13 protein-coding genes and 1 tRNA gene are annotated in these 16,167 nt (G+C 62.7%); 10 read left to right on the forward strand and 4 right to left on the reverse strand.

Translation table 11 applies throughout. The annotated features are described in order from the left end of the window. Positions 1 to 12: 12 nt before the first annotated feature. Positions 13 to 1,053, reverse strand: a complete 1,041-nt coding sequence (locus AC1DXU_RS24255; protein ID WP_477373056.1) for an RluA family pseudouridine synthase — start codon at positions 1,051 to 1,053, stop codon at positions 13 to 15. A 23-nt stretch (positions 1,054 to 1,076) separates the two neighbouring features. Between AC1DXU_RS24255 and AC1DXU_RS24260 the strand changes: the two genes are divergently transcribed. The 3 genes from AC1DXU_RS24260 (at position 1,077) to AC1DXU_RS24270 (ending at position 2,071) form a co-directional block, all read left to right on the forward strand. Then, the gene (locus AC1DXU_RS24260) at positions 1,077 to 1,460 is read left to right on the forward strand and encodes a fimbrial protein (RefSeq protein ID WP_477373058.1); all 384 of its coding nucleotides are present in this window, start codon (positions 1,077 to 1,079) and stop codon (positions 1,458 to 1,460) included. Between the two features lie 36 nt (positions 1,461 to 1,496). Next, positions 1,497 to 1,910, forward strand: a complete 414-nt coding sequence (locus tag AC1DXU_RS24265; protein ID WP_477373060.1) for a VOC family protein — start codon at positions 1,497 to 1,499, stop codon at positions 1,908 to 1,910. 86 nt (positions 1,911 to 1,996) lie between these two features. After that, a tRNA-Glu gene (locus AC1DXU_RS24270) sits at positions 1,997 to 2,071 on the forward strand. Between the two features lie 669 nt (positions 2,072 to 2,740). Here AC1DXU_RS24270 and AC1DXU_RS24275 read toward each other — a convergent pair. Beyond that, positions 2,741 to 3,631: an adenylate/guanylate cyclase domain-containing protein gene (locus tag AC1DXU_RS24275; RefSeq protein ID WP_477373062.1), complete on the reverse strand. Its 891-nt coding sequence runs from the start codon at positions 3,629 to 3,631 to the stop codon at positions 2,741 to 2,743. 393 nt (positions 3,632 to 4,024) lie between these two features. Here AC1DXU_RS24275 and AC1DXU_RS24280 point away from each other — a divergent pair, with 393 nt between their 5' ends. Continuing rightward, positions 4,025 to 4,606 (forward strand): VOC family protein, encoded by a 582-nt coding sequence (locus AC1DXU_RS24280; protein ID WP_477317942.1) that lies wholly within the window; start codon positions 4,025 to 4,027, stop codon positions 4,604 to 4,606. A 29-nt stretch (positions 4,607 to 4,635) separates the two neighbouring features. After that, positions 4,636 to 5,493 (forward strand): glutathione S-transferase family protein, encoded by an 858-nt coding sequence (locus AC1DXU_RS24285; RefSeq protein ID WP_477373064.1) that lies wholly within the window; start codon positions 4,636 to 4,638, stop codon positions 5,491 to 5,493. 457 nt (positions 5,494 to 5,950) lie between these two features. Here AC1DXU_RS24285 and AC1DXU_RS24290 read toward each other — a convergent pair whose 3' ends face one another. Next, positions 5,951 to 6,166: a hypothetical protein gene (locus AC1DXU_RS24290; protein WP_477317946.1), complete on the reverse strand. Its 216-nt coding sequence runs from the start codon at positions 6,164 to 6,166 to the stop codon at positions 5,951 to 5,953. A gap of 189 nt (positions 6,167 to 6,355) precedes the next feature. Between AC1DXU_RS24290 and AC1DXU_RS24295 the strand changes: the two genes are divergently transcribed. Beyond that, positions 6,356 to 6,592: a hypothetical protein gene (locus AC1DXU_RS24295; RefSeq protein WP_477373066.1), complete on the forward strand. Its 237-nt coding sequence runs from the start codon at positions 6,356 to 6,358 to the stop codon at positions 6,590 to 6,592. 28 nt (positions 6,593 to 6,620) lie between these two features. Here AC1DXU_RS24295 and AC1DXU_RS24300 read toward each other — a convergent pair whose 3' ends face one another. Beyond that, a complete protein-coding gene (locus AC1DXU_RS24300; protein WP_477373068.1) occupies positions 6,621 to 6,968 on the reverse strand; it encodes a hypothetical protein in 348 nt (115 codons plus the stop codon). A 189-nt stretch (positions 6,969 to 7,157) separates the two neighbouring features. Between AC1DXU_RS24300 and AC1DXU_RS24305 the strand changes: the two genes are divergently transcribed. The 4 genes from AC1DXU_RS24305 to pstA all read left to right on the forward strand — a co-directional run bounded on the left by AC1DXU_RS24305 (position 7,158) and on the right by pstA (position 16,156). Next, positions 7,158 to 11,738, forward strand: a complete 4,581-nt coding sequence (locus tag AC1DXU_RS24305; RefSeq protein WP_477373070.1) for a PAS domain-containing protein — start codon at positions 7,158 to 7,160, stop codon at positions 11,736 to 11,738. Between the two features lie 513 nt (positions 11,739 to 12,251). Next, positions 12,252 to 13,280: a PstS family phosphate ABC transporter substrate-binding protein gene (locus AC1DXU_RS24310; RefSeq protein ID WP_477317956.1), complete on the forward strand. Its 1,029-nt coding sequence runs from the start codon at positions 12,252 to 12,254 to the stop codon at positions 13,278 to 13,280. 96 nt (positions 13,281 to 13,376) lie between these two features. Beyond that, entirely contained in the window at positions 13,377 to 14,843 is a 1,467-nt protein-coding gene (pstC, locus tag AC1DXU_RS24315; RefSeq protein WP_477373072.1) for a phosphate ABC transporter permease subunit PstC, read from the forward strand. After that, on the forward strand, positions 14,840 to 16,156 hold the full coding sequence (gene pstA / locus AC1DXU_RS24320; RefSeq protein WP_477317960.1) for a phosphate ABC transporter permease PstA: 1,317 nt from the start codon (positions 14,840 to 14,842) through the stop codon (positions 16,154 to 16,156). Before pstC ends, pstA begins: the two co-directional genes overlap by 4 nt. Positions 16,157 to 16,167 lie beyond the last annotated feature (11 nt).

The following is a 16,167-nucleotide window of genomic DNA, read 5'->3' on the forward strand; positions in this document are numbered from 1 at the left end:
TAGAAGACCGGTTCAGAGCTTGCGAAAACCGCCGACGAGTTCCTCCATGTCCCCCGGGATCGGCGCCTCGAACCTCATCGATAAATGGGTAGTCGGGTGGCGAAATGCAAGGAGGCGGGCATGCAACGCCTGCCGCGGAAATGCCTTCACTTGGGTCTTCAAGGGGTCGGGCAGCCGGTTGGCCTTGGTGCGAAAGGCTTGGCCATAATCGGGATCGCCGAGCACAGGATGGCCGATATGCGCCATGTGGACGCGGATCTGATGGGTGCGGCCGGTCTCCAGCCGGCATTCGACCATGCTGGCCGTGGCAAACTCCTGCTGCTGTTCGCCAAAACGCTCCAGCACGGTGAAATGGGTGATGGCGTGGCGGGCGTCGTCGCGCCCCGCCGGCACCACGGCGCGGCGCACGCGGTCGGCGGCACGGCCGAGCGGCGCATCGACCTTTCCCGTCGGCCTTGTCGGTATGCCCCAGACCAGCGCCAGATAGGCGCGTTCGAGATCGCCGGTCAGTCCGTGATCGGCAAAGGCTTCCGACAAGGACTTGTGGGCACGATCGGTCTTGGCCACGACCATGACGCCGCTGGTCTCCTTGTCGAGGCGGTGAACGATGCCCGGCCGTCTGACGCCGCCAATGCCGGATAGGCTGTCGCCGCAGTGATGGATCAGCGCGTTGACCAGCGTGCCGGTCCAGTTGCCGGCGCCGGGATGGACGACCAGCCCGGCCGGCTTGTTGATGACGATCAGCTCGGCGTCTTCGTAGAGCACCTCCAGCGCAATGGCTTCGCCTTGCGGCTCGGCCGGCTCCGGTTCCGGCATGTCGACCGACACGCGGTCGCCGACCGCCATCTTGCGCTTCGTCTCGTCGACCGGTTTGCCGTTGACGCTGACCGCGCCCTGCTTGATCAGCATCTGCACCCGGCTCCGCGACATGTCCGGGCCGAGCTGACCGGCCAGCCATTGGTCAAGCCGCTGGCCGACCGCGTCAGCGCCTGCTTCCAGCGTGATCGGCGCGGCCTCTATGAATTGCTGGGTCTCTTCGCTATGAGCGCTCATCGAAAATGTTCCGGAATTTTGCCATGGCCAAGCCGCTTGCCGACGAAGACCAGGAAAAACCGCTCGACCCCGAAGTCGAAAGCGTGCGGAAGAAACTCCTGCGCTTCATGGCCGTCAATCTCGGCCTGCTGTTGCTGGCTCTTATGGTGGTGATCGGCGCGCTTGTCTACAAAGCCCGCAATGCGCCTTCCGTCAGCCCGCCGCTTGCCGGCGACATCCAGGTGCCGGCCGGTGAGCCGCTGACCGGGGACATCGTACTGCCGGTCGGCGCCAAAGTAATCAGCCAGTCGCTGTCCGGCAGCCGCATCTCCATCGACGCCGAGCTTGCCGACGGCAGCCGGACAATCTTTGTCTATGACATTGCCGAGCGTCGCATCGTCGGCCGCTTTGCAATCCGCAACAAGTAGTTGGCCGCACATGCAGCAAACAAGTTTGCAGCAGATATGACCGGGTTTGCCGAAAGCCGCCGCATAGCCACCGTCACGCTCGTCGTCGCCGATTATGACGAGGCGATTGCCTGGTATGTCGGCAAGCTTGGCTTTGCCCTTACCGACGACATCGATCTCGGTGACGGCAAGCGCTGGGTGACGGTGACGCCGGCAAACGGGCAAGGCGCGCGGCTGCTTCTGGCCGAGGCTGCGGACGATGCCCAGAAAAGCCGGATCGGCAACCAGGCCGGCGGCCGGGTTTTTCTGTTCCTGGAAACCGACGACTTCACCCGCGACCACGCAACGATGCTCGAAAACGGCGTCGACTTCCGCGAGACGCCGCGCCATGAGCCCTATGGCACAGTGGCGGTTTTCGCCGATCTCTACGGCAATCTCTGGGACCTGATCGAGCCGAGACGCCAGGCCTGAAACGGCCGGGATTCTACGGAGAACGGATTGTCCCGAAGTCCCGTTGCTTTTTCCCAGCCGTCAGCCTATATCGCCGGTTCTTGAACGCGCCCATCGTCTAGCGGTCAGGACACCGCCCTCTCACGGCGGGAACAGGGGTTCGATTCCCCTTGGGCGTACCAACAAGATCAATACTTAGCTTTTCTCACTACCCCCCGCCCGCGGTGCGTTCCCGCAGGTGTGGCCTTAAGTCGCAAGCTATTGGCTTCACGGAAGGCGCAACCAACACCATATAGCGGTCCACAGCCTCCAAAACGAGAGAAGCTCGCCCAAGCGCGGTCGCACTGCGGCCGTCAGCCGGCGTCGGCTTATGAACCAGGAACCTGAAAACCATCATGCCTAAGAATGTCAGACTAGCTTCGAGAGACGTCCCCCTTATGCAGCTCGGCGTTTATCAGTGCCGCTTCCCGGTTAGCGAAGACCGGTCAGTGCCCGGCGGTTACCGTTTTTGCGCCGGGACAACTTCGCCGGATCGCGTGTATTGCGATCACCACCACACCATTGTGACCGCGGTGGACCCTCGTCGTTCCCGTCCGGGTCTCCAGTTGGCTCAACGACGCGCCGCTTAGTTTACGTGTTGGTGGGCTGAGCCCACCACGCGCTGGCGGCGGGCGTTGCTTTGTCGTCCATGGTGTCGTCCCCTCAAATCCAATCGGCGACCCCATTTCAGTCAACGAAAAGGTTCAACGCGACCATGACGGCGTCAGCGAACCAGCGCTGCGCGCACGCGGAATTGCCAAAGAGATCGCGCGGCCGCTTGAAGCCGGTCGCGGCTGACGAGCGCGGCCGGGTCAGTCTGAGACAATTTCGTAGTGAAGAACCTGGGCGTCGCCGAGGGACGGCCTCAGTCCAGGCGAGATGACGCCGGAGCCGAAGAGGAGAATATCTTCGCGGCGTACGAATACTTCATGGCCGGGTCCCATCGATACAAATGTGCCCGACGAGCTTCGCTCGACAAGCCGGGCCCTGCCATTCGAAATGGTGAAGGTCGCGTGGTGCCTTGAAACCCAGGGCCGCTCGACGACAATATTGCATTCCGGAGATCGGCCGATGGTCACGAATTCGTTGTTTCGACAGGATCGCAACTGATCTCCATAGCGGATGACCAGTTTGGCCAGCCGCGGCGGGACGGAGCGCCTGCCGGTAATGGTGCCCCGGCTGGTGATCTGCGTACTGAGGGCCCCATCGTCGCTCCACAGGGTATAGACATCGAAGAGTTCTTGTTTCCCCTTCAAGGCCATTTTGTCGAGGAGCCGCAAGCCACTGCGGCTCCCCGCGGAAAGGGCTTCGCAGAAGCTCTGGCTGATCAGCACCTCCCCGGGGTTGGCCGTAGTGGACAACCTTGCGGTGACATTGACAACGTCACCGAAGACCTCGCCCCGTGCGCGGATGACCGCCCCGAAATGCAATCCTATACGGGCGCTCAACGGCCCTTCCGTCAGTTGGCGGCTGATTTGGCAGACGGCCCTCAGCGCTGCCTCCGGGCTCTCGAACAGGCTGAGTACGTCATCGCCTTTCGAATGAATGAAATCACCGCCGTGCCGGGCGACGATCTCGCGCATCGCGTCCAGGCAATCCGAGACCTGCTGCAGAGCGGCATCGTCGCCGATGCGCTCATAGAGGGGCGTGCTGCCCACGACATCAGCTAGGAGGACTGCAGCTAGAAGTCTTTCCTGATCCATCGAACTCGTATCCGCCCCGAGAACACAGCGTATATAACACACCAAAGCTGCCTTTGACCTATCCACTTGCGCGCCTGGGGCCGCGGCGGTGCTTCGCTTCTAAGGGTTACGCCCTCACTCGGGAACAGGGGTTCGATTCCCCTTGGGCGTACCAAGATCTCAAAACATTGTGCTCGGATTCGTCGCTTCTGGCGCGGCGCTGCCAATTGATTTAGCATCACTTCAAAAGCCATGAGCCAAAGGCTCGGGACGGCGCGCAGGACGCCGGGGAACGGATCGGGAAAGCCGCCAAGCAGGCACATCCGCCGCGCGGATGACGTGGTTGGCGATGGCGTCCGGCGGCCAGAGATCGAAGCTCGTCGCAAGGGACGGGACGAGGCAGGGAGAGGGCCAATGCAGAAACTGCAATCGCAAGGCGTCCATCACATCACGCTGGTCGGTGCCGGGCGACAGACCTCCATCGATTTCTGGGAAGGTGTGCTGGGCATGCCGTTCATCTTCGAGCAGCCCAACCTCGACAAAGCCAAGGAGAGCCATCTCTATTTCGATCCGGGCGACGGAAGGCTGATCACCATCTTCACCGATGAGAGCCGCACGGCGGTCAAGCGGCGCACGCCGACCGATCCGGGTTGCGTCCACCACATTGCTTTCTCGGTGTCGCGCGTCACTTTCCTGCAGGCGGTCGCCCGGCTCGACGAGCGCGCCATCAAGCACAGCGGCGTCAAGGATCGCGGCTTCATGGATTCGATCTATTTCGAGGATCCGCTCGGCTTGCTGATCGAGCTTGCCTCCTACCGCTTCGAGCCGCCGGCAGGCTTCACGCATGCCGACGTGCTGATGGAAGCGCACAAGATCCGCGTCGCGCGCGGTGACTACGCAATAGCCGAAGTGCATCTCGCCGACGCGATCCAGGCGCTCGTAGAGCGCTCCCGCGCGACCTTGTCGGACGACCGGGCGGCGAAGAATCCATACTGACGACCAACAAAAATAAAGGGAGGAACACAATGGCAAAGACAGCGACGAAAAGTGCGAAGAAGCCCGCGGCCAAGGCAGCCGCCAAGCCGACAGCGAAAGCTGCAACCAAGGCAGCGTCGAAAGTTTCGGCCAAGCCGGTAGCGAAAGCGGCGGCAAAGCCGGCGCCGAAAGCCAAGGCGAAAGCGGCGAAAAAGCCGGCGCTGAAGCTCAGCATGCTGAAGCCGAGCGTCAACAACATGACCGTTCGGGTGTTTGCGCGCGCTGCCGGGTTCGACGCTGCCGAGACCGACGCCTGGGGCCACACGCGCTCGCCCGAATATATGGCGCGCAACCCGGCGCATCTGACGCCGATGATCGAGGACAAGGGCCTGCCGCGCGGCGTGCTGTGGGAAAGCTGCGCCATCATGCAGTATCTCGCCAACAAGCACGGGCTGGACAAATTCTATCCCAAGGCACCGGCCAAGCGGGCGATGGTCGACAGCGCCATGTTCTACCTGATCGGCACGCTCTACCCCTATGTGGCGCGCGCCACCTATCCGGCGCTCGGCTTCCCGCAATATGCCGGCGAGGTCGGCCACAGCGACGCCCATCCCGACAGCAAGTCGCAAGCCCAGAAGGCTGCCATGGCCGCGATCGCCGAGCCGCTGGAAGTCTTTCACAGCTTCTTCCGGGACGGCAAGCCGTTCATCGGGGGCAACAACCCGTCGATCGCCGACATCCGCCTGGCGTCGACGCTCGAGTTCCTGGCGGTCATCGACTACGCGCTGCCCAAATGGGCGACGGAGTATATGGCGGCGATCGAGAAGAAGCTTGGAAAGGCCTATGCCGAGCCGGCCGCCGATGTTCGCGGTTATATCGCCTATGTGAAATCGCAGGCCACGGCATGATGCTAAGAATTCGTTAACCAAAGCCCTGTCTACTCAAGGCAATTCACCTCCGGTCCGTGACCACGGATGTACTGGCGCGGATGTCGAGGTGAAAGGAAAGGTCGGCTCCGCGCCGGCCTTTTTGCTTTTCGCGGACGCCCATACAAAAAGCCCGCGCGTTTCCGGGCGGGCTCGTTCAAGCGCGGGTCAGCGTCGCTGGTGCGGACAGTTCTAGACTACGGGGGACTGTTTGGTAGCTGCCGTGACGTTCGACAGCTTTTCTCGCTTCTGAAGCGTCGGCTTTTCGTAGGTTTTCTTCATGATTTTCCCCCGGGGCAAATGATGTGCGAGTGGTGATATTCCACTGAAGACTGGATCGAATTTCTATCGAAAATGCTACGTCCGGACAACAAAAAGTATCAAGCCCGCACGATGCGGGCCAGTCACAGGTGGGTGGAGCATTGCTGCCTTGTCGCGATCAATGGTGTTGGCGCCTGGCATTGACATGCCGTTCCAGCTCCGGCGTCTCGAAAACATAGTCGTTCCAGGCCGATTCCGGAATCTGGCCGGCCAGATAGCATTCCAGCAACAGGCTTTGCTCAGGGGTCAGGGGTCTCGGCGCCCGCTCATGGTCCAGTCCCAGCGAGTGGATCAGGTTTCTGGTCAGGCCAGAGACGGTGAAGTGAATAGACATCTTCGGTCTCCTTTGCGCATACAACGCGCAAGGCCGAGCAAAGGTTTCAACGGCAAGCGGCCGTTTTTGCGAGATTGATCGCTGGCCGTGGCGCGCCTCCCGCGACGCCGTTTTTGGGCGACATGCATTGGCCTGGAACGCTCTTGCTGTCGCCGCGTTGTGACAGGCGATCAACCAGGAGCAATCGCCATGGTCACGTTCAGGGAAATGAAGGTGCAGGAGATTGTCGAAGACCAATCTCTCACCATCGAAGAGAAAATCGCCGGGCTTCGCGAGATCGAATCCGAGGCGCGCGGGTTGCAGCGCGCGGCGTCGGAAAGTTCGATGAGCGACGACGACGGCTGGCAGGACGAGTTGCGCCAGGTGCGTTTCGCACTGGAAAAACTCGGCGCCAAGGAGCCTAAAAAGGGCGCAGCGTCGCTTTGATTGCCTTCAGCTGAGAAAAGTCGGCCGGCTATTCGCAGACCACGCGGTAGCGCTTGCCGGGTGCGGTGACATCCTTGCAGGCCAGCGGCTTTGTCGGTTCGGCAGACAGGCTTGGTGGGTTGGAGAGCCTCGTCAGGCGCCTTGCCGGCGGAGCGTCCCTGCTGGCTGCGAACCGTCTTGGCTCGTGCGGTGCCACCGGAAAGACACCGGATTGCGCCTGCAATTGGCTTGCCCGCGTCTGCGATGGATCCGGGTCCCAAAACCGCCTGACATCGAGCGGCCTGGGGATGACCACCGTGCCGTCATAGCTGCGTGCGCAACCGCTGCCGAAAAGCAGCGTCGCGCCCAGGAAAAAAGGCAGAATCCGACCGAACATTAGCAATACCCCTGGGTACTTATAACGCGGCCGCGGTCTCGCCGACAACCGGCCGAATTGACGCGTTCCAGTTGCGGTTTTTTGGATCATTGCAACCCGTTATGGTTAGCGGATCGTTAATGCTTCTCGGGCACATTCCGTCCGCGAACCGCGGGGAGGGTTCGGCCTTGGTTTTCGGGGTGGGACGGGATGGCGGAAGCGGACGAAACAGTTGGGGCACGTGGCAAGCGCGGTGCCCGCAAGAAGGGTGTGCACGGCGACGATGCGCTCGCCGATCACATCGATTCGGCCGAGGCGCTACGCCAGCTGGTCGAAGCGGGTGCTGACTGGATCTGGGAGACCGACCCCGAGTTGCGCTTCTCCTGGGTTTCGGAAAACTACCAGGCCGCCACCGGCATCGATCCCGCCAGCATTCTTGGCCGGTTCCGCTTCGATTTCCTCAAGCAGATGCTGGACGGCAATCGAAATGCCGCCGCGCATCTGGAGGATTTGCAGGCGCATCGGCCGTTCCGGGATTTCGTCTACGAATTGCAAGGCGGCCGCCCCGACTGCCAATGGGTTTCGATCACCGGCTTTCCACGCTTCGATGCCGAGGCGAAATTTGCCGGCTATCGCGGCATTGGCCGCAATGTCACGGCGTTGGCCGATGCATTCGACCAGCTGAAGCAGACGCCGCAAGTCAGCGATGTGCCGGCAGCCGGCGAGAATGCCCAGCATCTGGCCGATCTCGAGCGGACCATGGATGCCATGCATATGGGCGTCGTGCTGCTGGACGCCCGGCTCGACACGCTGATCGTCAACAAGGCCTATCGCGACCTCTCCAGGATTCCGGAAGGCGCCGTGACCATCGGCGCCCCGTTCAGCCTGTTGATGGAGTTGAACCGCCGCAACGGCATCTATGGCGATATCGACGAACGGGCGTGGCAGCGCTACCTCGCCAGCCGCATCGAGGAGATTCGCGCCGGCTCCGTCGCGCCGCGCGAGTTCCCGCACGCCGATGGCCGGACGATGATGTTCTCGGTAACGGCGCTGTCCGGGGGCAAGCGGCTGTTGACCTACTACGAGGTCACCGAGCTCAAGGCTCGCGATGCCGAGATCGTCAGCGCCAACGCCCGGACTGCTGAAACCTTCGCCAATCTGCGCACGATGGTCGACCAGATGCCGATCGGCGTCCTCGTCCTCGATGCCGATATGCGCGCCGAAGTCATCAATCGCGCCTTCTACGATTTCTGGGGGATCGACGCCCGGCGCGCCGAGATCGGCTGCAGCTTCCGCGACCTGATGCAGGCCAGCCGCGACGTCGACCCCTATGGTTCCGACGATGCGACATGGCAGCAGCATATGGTCGAGCGCGAGGCGGAGATCAGGGCGGGCACGGCCGGATCGAAGCAATTCCCGCGCAATGACGGCCGCACGCTGATCTCGTCGATGGCGCCGCTGGCCGGCGGCAAGCGGCTGATTTCCTATGTCGACGTCACCGAGATGAAGGATCGCGAGGCGGAACTGGCGGAAGCGCTGGAGAAGTCGCGGCTGGCCGAAGCGGTGATCAACGGCGTCAAGGACCCGATCTTCGTCAAGGACGATAATCTGCGCTTCGTCTTCGTCAACCAGGCGTTCTCCTCGCTGTTCGGGCAGACGCCGCAGGCGATGCTCGGCAAGTCCGGTGGCGATTTCGTCACGCCGGACGAGGTGGTACTGTTCGAGGAAAGCGAAAAGCAGGTCCTGGCAAGCGGCAAACCCTACGAAGTGGAAGAGAACTTCGCGTTTGCCGGCATCGGCCGGTCGCGCATTGTCAGGAAAAACCGCGTCTCGATGGCCAGCGGCCGCAACTATGTCGCCGGTTTCATCTTCGACATTTCTGACATGAAGCGCCGTGAGACGGAAGCCGAGGATGCGCGCAAGAATCTCGCCACCGTGCTGGAATCGCTGCCGGCTGCCGTCATCATCTACGACCGCGACGACAAGTTCGTTTTCGCCAATCGCAAGCTGCAGGATACGCTGCCGGCCCTGAAGCCGGCATGGCACCCCGGCGGCACCTTCCGCGACGCGCTGAAGCTCGGCCATTCGGTCGGCTATTTCCGCCTCAGCGGCGATCCTGAGGTCGACAAACTGTATGACGGCGATCCCGAGCGCTGGCTCGACGCCATTCTCGCCCGCTACCGCTTGCCCAACTCGTCCTATGAGCGCCTCAATCCCGATGGCCGCTGGTACCAGGTCTACGACATGCGGACCGAGGACGGCACGTTCATCGGCGTGCGCGTCGACATCTCGGAGATCAAGAGCCGCGAAAAGGCGCTGCAGGAAAGCATGCGCCAGATCGACCTCTTCCGGCATGTGATGGACGAACTCCCGGTTGCAGCCTTCATCAAGGCCGACGATCTGAGCATCGAATTCGTCAACAAGGCCTGGTGCGCGCTGACCGGCATCCCCAAGGAAGAGGTCATTGGCCGCACCGACCGCCAGCTTTTCGGCGTCGACGATGCCGAAAGCTACAGCCATGACGACACTGAGGTCGTCGTCACCGGCCGCGTCCGCGAGATCGAGGAGCCCGTCACCCATCGTGACGGCACGCTCAAGCAATTGATGACGCGCAAAAGCCGGCTGGTGGCGCTCGACGGGTCGGTGCACCTGGTCGGCTCCAGCACCGACATCACCGACGTCAAGGCGCGCGAACACGCGCTGCAGGAGAGCATGCGCGAGAACGAGGTGTTCCGCAGCCTCATCGACAACGTGCCGGTGTCGATCTACGCCAAGCGCTCCGACCTCAGGCAGTTCTATGTCAACAAGGGCTGGTGCGACCTCACCGGCCTCAGCAGGGAAGATGCGATCGGCAAGACCGACATCGAGATTTTCGGGCAGGACGGCGAAGCTTTCGTCAATGGCGATCTCGCCGTGCTGCGCACCGGCGAGACCCAGGAGGTCGAAGAGACGGTGACGCTTGCCGACGGCAGTGTGCGCCACCAGTTCGCCCGCAAGGGCGCGATGATCGCCTCCGACGGCTCGCTCTATCTGATCGGATCGACCACCGACATCACCGAACTGAAGCTGCGCGAGGCCGAATTGCGCGAGGCGCGGCAGCGCGCCGTGCTTGCCGACCGCGCTAAGTCGGAATTCCTGGCCAATATGAGCCACGAGATCCGCACGCCGATGAACGGCGTGCTCGGCATGGCCGAACTTCTGGCCAAATCCGATCTCGATCCGAAGCAGAAGACGTTTACCGACATCATCGTCAAGTCGGGTAACGCGCTTTTGACCATCATCAACGACATCCTCGACTTCTCCAAGATCGACGCCGGCCAGTTGGTGCTCGACCCGGCGCCGTTCAACCTCCCCGAGGCGATCGAGGATGTGGCGACGCTGGTGTCGACACGCGCCAAGGAGAAGGACCTCGAGCTCATCGTGCGCATCGAGCCTGGCCTGGAGAGCCTGTTCATCGGCGATGTCGGCCGCATCAGGCAGATCGTCACCAATCTGGTCGGCAATGCGGTGAAATTCACCGACGAAGGCCATGTGCTGGTCGACGTGACCGGGCAAAAGGTGCCGACGGGAACAAAGCTCACCATCTCGGTCACCGATACCGGCATCGGCATTCCGGATGAGAAGCTGAAGCTCGTCTTCGAAAAATTCAGCCAGGTCGATACCTCGTCGACCAGACGCCACGAAGGCACCGGGCTCGGGCTCGCCATCACCTCGCGTCTGGTCGAGCTGATGGGCGGCGAGATCGGCGTGGAAAGCGCCGAAGGCAAGGGCTCGACCTTCTGGTTCACCGTGACCCTGCCGAGGGCCGGGGACCAGGGCGGGCGGCGGATCATGCCGGTCGACGTGACTGGCGCACGGGTGCTGATCGTCGACGACAATGCCGTCAACCGGTCCATTCTGAGCGAGCAGATGGCGTCATGGACCTTCGATGCCTGCGCAGCGGAAAGCGGCGCCGAGGGGTTGAAGGTGCTCGTTGCCGCCGCTGCCTATGGCGTGCCGGTCGACTGCGTCGTGCTCGACTACCAGATGCCGGGAATGAGCGGCGCCGAAATGGCGCGGATCGTGCGCAACACTGCGGGTCTCGCCGATACGCCGATCATCATGCTGACATCGGTCGACCAATCGCTCGCCAACACCAGCTATCGCGATCTCGGCATCGATGCGCAGTTGATCAAGCCGGCGCGGTCTTCGGTGCTTTTGGAAACGCTGGTCGCCACAATCCAGCGTCACCATCACCATACGACGGACGGTAGCGTGCTGCCGGCAGCACGCGGCGGTTCCGGCGGCATTGCCGAGCCATCATCCGCAAAGCCGCCGCTCGCCGCTTCGGAGCGGGCCTTGCTGCAGCCACCGCCGGTTCGTGCCCGCGCCCGGGCCACGGGCGATGAACGCAGGCTCGACATCCTTGTTGCCGAGGACAATGAGGTGAACCAGATGGTGTTCACCCAGATCATCGGCGAAACCGGCTACAGTTTTGAAATCGTCGGCAACGGCCGCAAGGCGCTCGATGCCTTCGGCAGGCTCAATCCGCGCATGATCCTGATGGATGTCTCGATGCCGGAGATGAGCGGGCTCGAAGCGACCGCCGCCATCCGCCGGCTGGAAGAGGAGACGGGCACGCACATCCCGATCGTGGGCGTCACCGCGCATGCGCTGAAAGGCGATCGCGAACGTTGTCTGGAAGCAGGCATGGACGATTACCTGCCCAAGCCGATCAGCCCCAGGGCCCTGCTTGAAAAGGTCGAGCGCTGGGTCGGCGCCGGCGGCGAGGTCCTGCGCAGCGCAGGATAGGCGCCCCATCGAGGCAGCTTTCGCAAGGAGCGGAGAAAGATCGCCGACGATTCGGCGCCGCCCTTGCGCGAAACACTATGGCGCGATCGCACCATACCAAAACAAGCCCGCAGCCGGGACAATGGTCGCATAGAAATCCGCTTCGGTTACGGGCGGGAGCAAGCGACCGCCGGCGAGAAACAGCGTCAATTCTACCCCAACGGACCCTGTTTTCGGCGATGGCTCGGCCAAGACACACTCTGGCCACAGGCAACGCGCTCCCGCCCGGATTTTCTTTCTCGGCGCCTGTCGCCGAGGAAGAAGCCACCCGCAATCGCGCAAGTCCCTGATTCCGGCAGCAAACCGCGGCCATATTGCCACGGCTGGTCCGCCGCCATTTTAGGCACGTCCGTTCGACGTTACCGGGCTGACACGAAACTGTCATGCGACTGTAATAATCGGGGGCTATTGGCCTCAGCGGGCGCCGAAAGATACTGGCGCCGAGAGACCATCTTCCGAACAGGAGCAGGCCACATGAAGAAATTCCTCCTCACGGCGTCGGCCGCGGCGCTTGCGCTCGCCGCGTCGTCCGGCTTCGCCGCCGCGCGCGACCAGATCCAGGTCGCCGGGTCGTCGACCGTGCTACCCTATGCCAAGATCGTCGCCGAGCAGTTCGGCGAAACCTTTACCAACTTCAAGACCCCGGTTGTCGAGTCCGGCGGCAGCGGCGCCGGCATCAAGGAATTCTGCAAGGGCGTCGGCGAAGACACGATCGATATCGCCAACTCCTCGCGCCCGATCAAGCCGGACGAGATCAAGTCCTGCGCCGACGCCGGCGTGAAGGAAATCCAGGAAGTCCGCATCGGTTATGACGGCATCGTCTTCGCCACCGACATCAAGGGTCCGGACTGGGCGCTGGTTCCCGCCGACATCTATAAGGCGCTGGCCGCCAAGCTGGTTGTCGACGGCAAGCTCGTCGACAATCCGAACACCAAGTGGAGCCAGGTCAATCCGAAGCTGCCCGACTGGGACATCGCCGCCTACATTCCGGGCGAAAAGCACGGCACGCGTGAAGTGTTCGAGAGCAAGCTTCTCGACGCCGGCTGCGACAAGGCCGCCATCAAGGCGACCGGCATCAGCGACGACAAGGAAGTCGGCAAGACCTGCATCGCCATCCGCAAGGACGGCAAGGCCGTCGACATCGACGGCGACTATACCGAGACCCTCGCCCGCATCGACTCCAACAAGACCGGCGTCGGCGTGTTCGGCCTAGCCTTCTACGAAAACAACGCCGACAAGCTGAAGGTTGCTACCGTCAAGGGCATCGTGCCTTCGACCGCGACCATCGCCAGCGGCGAGTATCCGGTGTCGCGCCCGCTGTTCTTCTACGTGAAGAAGGCGCATCTCGGCGTCGTTCCCGGCCTCAAGGAATATGTCGAGTTCTTCCTTGACGACCAGATGGTCGGCCCGGAAAGCCCGCTCGCCGAATACGGCCTCGTTGCGGCTCCCGACGCAGAGCGTCAGGCCCAGCGTGACGCGTTCGCTGCCGGAAAGACGATGTAATCAGTCTACCGAACCAGGGCGCGGGCCAAGTCCGCGCCCTGGTTTCGTCGCCTGCCGCAATGGCGGCGGCGCTTTGAATTTTCCTTGGGGTGGGTGATGTCGTCCTTGCTCGTACTCGCCATTATCGTTGCCATCGGCCTGGTTGCGTTCTTTATCGGCCGGCAGCGTGCTTCAGCGCAGGACAATGGCACGGTGAAGCCGCATTCACGCGCCCACTATCACGGCTGGTGGGCGTTCCTGCTCGCCGTTCTGCCCGCTCTTTTGCTGCTTGCCGTCTGGAACGTCGGCTCTTCGGTCTATCTCGACCGTCACATTCACGCCGCCTTGCCCGAGCGGACCGCCGACAGCAAGGTTGCCAGCGAAGCGCTGGACGTCAGCCTGGTGAAGAGCCTTGCCAAAGGGCTGCGCCAGCTCGACGCGAACACGCTGGCCGCGCTGCCGGCCACTTTCGCTGAACTGCAGCCGATGCTCGCCGCCAAGGGCGTGGCGCTGGCGACCGACACCCAGGATTACATGATCCCGATCGCCGTCGAGGCGAACGCCGTGCAGAACCGGCTTGGCCTGTTTGGCGCAATTGTCACCTTCGCCCTGTCCATCGCCGGCGCCTTCTATGCGCTGAGGCAAATCGCGCCGCGCGCCAGGGCACGCAACAATGTCGAGAGGCTGATGCAGTGGGGCCTGCTTGCCGCCTCCACCATCGCCATCCTGACCACGGTCGGCATCGTGCTTTCCATGCTGTTCCAGACGATCACGTTTTTCGAAAGCGTGTCGCCGATGAGTTTCTTCTTCGGCACGGTCTGGGATCCGCGTTTCTCCGCTGCCGGTTCGGGCGGCAGCCAGGGCCAGTTCGGCCTGATCCCGCTGCTTGCCGGCACGCTCTATATCGCCACGGTCGCGCTCGTGGTCGCAGTACCGATCGGGCTGATGTCGGCGGTCTACATGGCCGAATATGCAACGCCCCGGCTGCGCTCGGTGGTCAAGCCGGCGCTGGAACTGCTCGCCGGAATTCCGACCATCGTCTACGGCATCTTTGCCGTCGTCACGCTCGGGCCGTTCCTGCGCGATCTTTCCGCGGCGCTGACCGGCGGTTCGCCCTTCATCCAGGGCCAGAGCATCTTCACCGCCGGCCTGGTCATGGGCGTCATGCTGATCCCGGTCGTGTCGTCGCTGTCCGATGACATCATCACCGCGGTGCCGCGAGCCATGCGAGACGGCTCGCTCGGCCTCGGCGCGACCCGCTCCGAGACGATCAAGCGCGTCATCCTGCCGGCGGCACTTCCCGGCATCGTCGGCGCCATCCTGTTGACCGCTTCGCGCGCCATAGGCGAGACGATGATCGTCGTGCTGGCGGCAGGCGTTGCTGCCAATCTCACCATCAACCCATTCGAGGCGATGACGACCATCACCGTCAAGATCGTCAACCAGCTGACCGGCGATCTCGAGTTCAATTCGCCGCAGACGCTGGTCGCCTTCGCGCTCGGCCTGACGCTGTTCGCGCTGACGCTGGTGATGAACATCGTCGCGCTGTACATCGTGCGCAAATACCGGGAGCAGTACGAATGACCGACATTCCCATGGACTCAATGGTCCGGGCCGCCGCTCATCCGCGCCGCGACATTGGCCTGAAGGCCCGCTATGCCGCCGAACGCCGCTTCCGCATCTATGGCATGCTGGCGATTTCCGTCGGCCTCGCCTTCCTGGCCATCATCCTCGTCACCATCGTCTCGAAGGGCTACACCGCCTTCTGGCAGACGACGGTGTCGCTGCCGATCAGCTTCGACGCGAAGGTGATTGATCCTTCCAACAAACGCGCCACCGATCCGAATGTGCTGATCAAGGCGAACTATCCCAAGCTTGCCGAAAACGCGCTGATCGCCAAGCTGGGCATTTCTCCCGACGACAAGCCTTCGATCCAGAAGCTCAAGGGTTTCCTGTCCGAAGGCGCCCGTGTCCAGCTGCGCGACATTGTCGCCGCCGACCCGTCGGTCATCGGCACGACGCGCGACGTCAACATCCTTGCCGCCGCCAATCTCGACTCGGCCTTCAAGGGGCAGATCGACCTCAGCGTCGAAGAAGCACGCCGCAAAGTTTCCGACCAGCAGATCGCGTGGATGAACAAGCTCAAGGCGGACGGCGTGATGGCCGAGCACTTCAACACCGGCCTGTTCACCTATGGCGCTTCCAGCCGTCCGGAAACCTCCGGTATGGGCGTGGCGATCATCGGTTCGCTGTACATGATGGTGATCGTGCTTTTGCTGGCGCTGCCGATCGGCGTCGCCGCCTCCATCTATCTCGAGGAATTCGCCAAGAAGAACCGCTTCACCGATCTGATCGAGGTCAACATCAACAATCTGGCCGCGGTGCCGTCGATCGTCTTCGGCCTGCTCGGCCTTGCCGTCTTCATCAATTTCCTCGGCATGCCGCGTTCCGCCGCTTTTGTCGGCGGCCTGGTGCTGACGCTGATGACGCTGCCGACGATCATCATCGCGACGCGCGCGGCACTTGCCGCCGTGCCGCCTTCGATCCGCGCGGCAGCGCTTGGTCTTGGCGCCTCGAAGATGCAGATGGTGTTCCAGCATATCCTGCCGCTTGCCGCTCCCGGCATTCTCACCGGCACCATCATCGGCCTGGCGCGCGCGCTCGGCGAAACCGCGCCGCTGCTCTTGATCGGCATGGTCGCCTTCGTCGCCGACTATCCGAAGACACCGTTCGATCCGTCGACGGCGCTGCCGGTGCAGATCTACCTGTGGGCGAACGAGGCCGAACGCGCCTTCGTCGAGCGCATGTCCGGCGCCATCATCATCCTGCTGGTCTTCCTCATGGCCATGAACATCACCGCGATCGTGCTTCGGCGTCGGTTCGAGCGGCGCTGGTAGAAAAAAGGCAT

The organism is Mesorhizobium sp. P3_A10, assembly GCF_056403175.1.